The 2,848-nt window shown below is 43.5% G+C and carries 3 protein-coding genes; 1 reads left to right on the plus strand and 2 read right to left on the minus strand.

The window, feature by feature from the left end:
• Window positions 1-38: 38 nt before the first annotated feature.
• Both PLH26_RS21355 and PLH26_RS21360 read right to left on the minus strand, forming a co-directional pair.
• Window positions 39-1,385 (minus strand): FecR family protein, encoded by a 1,347-nt coding sequence (locus PLH26_RS21355; RefSeq protein WP_324588042.1) that lies wholly within the window; start codon window positions 1,383-1,385, stop codon window positions 39-41.
• A 21-nt stretch (window positions 1,386-1,406) separates the two neighbouring features.
• Window positions 1,407-1,979 (minus strand): RNA polymerase sigma factor, encoded by a 573-nt coding sequence (locus PLH26_RS21360; protein ID WP_324588043.1) that lies wholly within the window; start codon window positions 1,977-1,979, stop codon window positions 1,407-1,409.
• A 295-nt stretch (window positions 1,980-2,274) separates the two neighbouring features.
• On the opposite strand from PLH26_RS21360, the gene PLH26_RS21365 reads away from it, so the two are divergent.
• Window positions 2,275-2,733 carry a MauE/DoxX family redox-associated membrane protein gene (locus PLH26_RS21365; RefSeq protein ID WP_324588044.1) on the plus strand — a complete coding sequence of 153 codons (459 nt, stop codon included), beginning with the start codon at window positions 2,275-2,277 and terminating at the stop codon, window positions 2,731-2,733.
• Window positions 2,734-2,848: the final 115 nt, after the last annotated feature.

The raw sequence follows: 2,848 nt of genomic DNA on the forward strand, positions 1-2,848 counted from the left end.
AACGCCCCTGAAGCAATTCAGACGATCATGCCTGAGAGCTATAGGCCGTAAGACCTCAGCAAGTTCATTGGCAATAGCAGGTATTGCCGGGGATAGCCCGGATGGCCGTTCCCCTTTTCTTTTGACATTATTTGTGATGGTGAAAAGCTGTTGGCCGGGTTGCAAAAGCTGATGGACTCTCCCGTTTCATATACCTTAATGCCCGCTTTGCGGATCTCTGAATATACCTGTTGCCGGGAGGCGCGGTAGCATACAGAAGTATTGATACGGAGTTGCTCAGGGATGCAATTAAGGCTCTCCACCTTAAACCCATACCAGCGGCTCATGTCCATTACAAATTGCCGGAGCGATACATTTCGATAGCTCCGGGTTGCTTTTGTCCAAACCAGCGCTTCTTCAACATTATTGCTGCGTTTATAGAATAAGGAATCTGTTAAAGGGCCATTGCTTTTAGCGTAGCTTCTAACAACGGCTTGATCTCCCCGGCAGTCCAGCGCTTTGCTGTGAATACCACCCCTGCTGAAGGTTATGAGACTGCCGCTGATAAGGGTAGCCCTGGTATAACCGGGAAGAGCAGTTATGGCAAAATTGCCACCGGCAGTTTGCAGCTGGCTGTTGGAGGTTTCCACTATTAATCTTCCAGGCAATTTTTTCTCCGGCACTTCAATATAGGCTTCCCCGCTGATCTGCACATAGCAGGTATCGTGGCCGGTGCTGATAAGAGGAAGTTTCAAAGAAGAGCCTGCATTCAGGTGGACACTAATGCTGCCCGGCAGCTTAATGATATGCTGCCTGCGTGCCGGTGTGAGCACTTCCACAAACAGCCCCCGCGTTGTATCCACAGGTGTTGTTACCGGCAAACGGGTCAACGCCAGTACGCCCGGCACTTCTGCGCGGATATTAAGGTTGCTGATCTGCGTAACCAAGCCTGTAGAACCGCTGTCAACAGTTAAAACAGTAGTATCGCCCCACCGGATAGTGCAGGCAAATTCCGACTTCGGTATTTCACTCCGGGAGGATATATTCCCGCAATCACCTATTGTATTATTGCCTGACCATTGTTCGATAAGATGATTGACCGCCACCGCCAGCACCACTAACAGGCAGGCAGCCCCTGCTATTTTACTGTATAACCATATTCTTTTCTTGCGTTGTATGATCTTTGCATCGTTGATGATCTTTGCAAAATCCGGCTCCCATCCTTCGAGGCTGTCGCCAGGCGCCTGCTTTTCCATTGCATACAATACTTCTGCGGTCATATTCAGCAGCTCGTCTTCTTCATATATTTTCCAGCAGGCTTTCAGCCGCTCAAGCTCAACCCCTGTCATAGAGCCTTCGATATACTTTTTGATCAGTTCTTTAACGTAATCAGGTTGGTGGATCATTTTTGGGCATTTTAAAAAGCACTAAATGAAAATTGCAGCAGTTAATACCTCTTTTAGGTATTGGTGTATTTTCTTCAGGGCGCTGCTCAGCTGATTTTTAACGGTTTGCTCGGATGTCCTGTATCGGGAAGCGATCTCTTTGGTATTAACCCCTTCTGTTCTGCTTAAGATAAATACAATTCTTTCTTTAGGGCTTAATGTTTCAATAGCCTGTGCAAGCAGCTTATCCAGTTCCTTACGCTCTATATCAGCTTCGGTGGCGCTGTCGCTTTTCAGGAATTGGTGTTCATCTATAGGTTCTGTATAATATTTTTTCCTTTTGCGGAGTTTGCTCATAGATATGTTATAAGCGATACGCAGTAACCATATCTCCGGATCTTTCAGTTCTGCTATTTTTGTATGCTGTATCCATACTGCCTGCAGGGTTTCTGCGATCACATCCTTGATCAGCTCATCATCATTTTGAATGTATTTACGTATATAACCTACAAGTATGCCTTTAGACCATTGCAAAATTTCAGCCAGGGATTCAGAGGGATCTTCCTTCAACTTCCTGAATGCATCAATAGGTTTATGTACTGGTTTTTCTTCCATAATTGTACAGTTAGTGGGGTAATGCACATACAACTCATGATTAAAAACAAGTAATTGATATTCGCTGAAAAAAAAGTTTAAAAAAGGCCGGCCTGGCTATAGTACTAAATCCACTTTTTTGCGAGTATATATAGGAGGATGATAGAAGAGCAGTAAACCGTAGCTGGTACTGCCAAGATAGAAAGAATGTTTCAAAAAACAAAAGGGAATTACCTTAAAATGTCCAAATAAAAAATGATGGGGCATTACGGCAGGCTATTGCCTAAGCAGTGACTTTAACGCTCAATAGAAGCCTATGTCAGTAAAAGGCTGGTTATATGAATGTATTTATTTCGTGCTGATCCTGAATTTCTTTTATGAAGGCATTCAAAAGCTGGCTTATTTAGATGTGTATAGCTTTTGGGTAAGTCACGCTCCGGTAATCAGAAAATTTGGGACAGTACTTCAATATGCTGTGCCCTTTGTTGAAATCGTTATAGCTGTTTTGCTGATAATACACCGTTACAGAAGCGTAGCGTTGGTTACAATAATAGCCGTAGAGACCGGGTTCGTTCTTTGGGTGATGAGCGTTTATTTATTTACCGGCTATCTATTTTGGCCTTATCATGCTTTATGGAATAATCCTACCTGGATGCAAAAGATGGCATATGGATTAATGCTGGCTTGGCTGGCCTTTGCAGCAATATGCTACACCGGGAAAAAAGAAAATGAACATAAAAAATTATTGCGCAATACATCCGCACACGTTAACTAAGGCGGAAAGGGTAACCGAAAACCTTTAACAGAGTAGGATTTTTTAAACCTTTTAAATTTCATTTTATGAACAGATTAAAATTGATCATTCTGTCATCAGCGTTGTCGCTGATCAC

It is taken from the genome of Agriterribacter sp., from assembly GCF_035444585.1.
In the GTDB taxonomy this organism is placed as follows: Bacteria; Bacteroidota; Bacteroidia; order Chitinophagales; family Chitinophagaceae; genus Agriterribacter.